The following is a 962-nucleotide window of genomic DNA, read 5'->3' as shown; positions in this document are numbered from 1 at the left end:
CGCCGCACCTACCTGGGCGAGAAGACTATAGAAAGCTGGCTCTACAAGTACCGGCGCGAAGGCATAGCCGGCCTGGCGCCCAAGACGCGCGTTGACCGCGGCCGCTCCAAGATCGCGCCGGCCCTGCAAGAAGCTATCGTCGCGGCCAAGCGCGACAATCCGCGCCGCTCGATTCGTCAGATCCGGCAACTGCTGCAAACGAGCGGCCAAGCGGCCACGGACAGCCTGTCGCGCTCGGCGATCCACCGCCTGCTGGCCAATCACGGCATAGCGCGCATGAGTGGTTCGTCCAGCCAGCCCGAGGAGAAGCGCAGCTTCGTGGCCGAGTCGGCCGGCGCGATCTGGTACGGCGACGTCATGCACGGGCCGCGCGTCAGCGTCGAGGGCACGCCGCGCAAGGTCTATCTGGTGTCGCTGTTCGACGATGCTTCGCGCCTGGTCACGCACAGCGCATTCTGCCTGGGCGAGACGGCGCTCGATATCGAGGGGGTGCTCAAGCAAGCGCTGCTCAAGCGTGGCCGGCCGATCAAGCTCGTCGTCGACAACGGCGCCGCCTACAAGGCCGGCACACTGCAGGCACTGTGCGCGCGGCTGGGCATCCACCTCATCTACTGTCGCCCGTACCAGCCGGCCGGCAAGGGCAAGATCGAACGCTGGCACCGCACCGTGCGCGACCAGTTCCTCAGCGAACTCGATGCCGCCCGCATCGGCGACCTGGCCGACCTGAACGCACGGCTCTGGGCCTGGCTCGAATGCGTCTACCACCATACGCCGCACGAAGGCCTGGCCGGCCTGACGCCGCTGGCGCGCTACCAGCAGGATCTGGCGAAGATCCGGCCGCTGGGCCAGTTCGCGGCCCAGCTCGACGCCATGTTCCATCACCGTATCAAGCGCTATGTGCGCAAGGACGGCACAGTGTCGTACCTGGGCGCCCGGTTTGAAGTGCCGTACGAGCTGTCCGG

Annotated in this window: 1 protein-coding gene; it reads left to right on the top strand. The window is 67.4% G+C overall.

From position 1 onward, the window contains the following. Positions 1-962, top strand: a 962-nt coding sequence (locus ACP7D4_RS28110) for a DDE-type integrase/transposase/recombinase (RefSeq protein ID WP_426212726.1), incomplete at both ends; no start/stop codon positions are given.

The organism is Massilia sp. TWP1-3-3, assembly GCF_049897805.1.
Lineage (GTDB): Bacteria > Pseudomonadota > Gammaproteobacteria > Burkholderiales > Burkholderiaceae_D > Telluria_A.
Note: the sequence above shows the minus strand (reverse complement) of the source record. Positions and strands in the feature narration are given on the sequence as shown.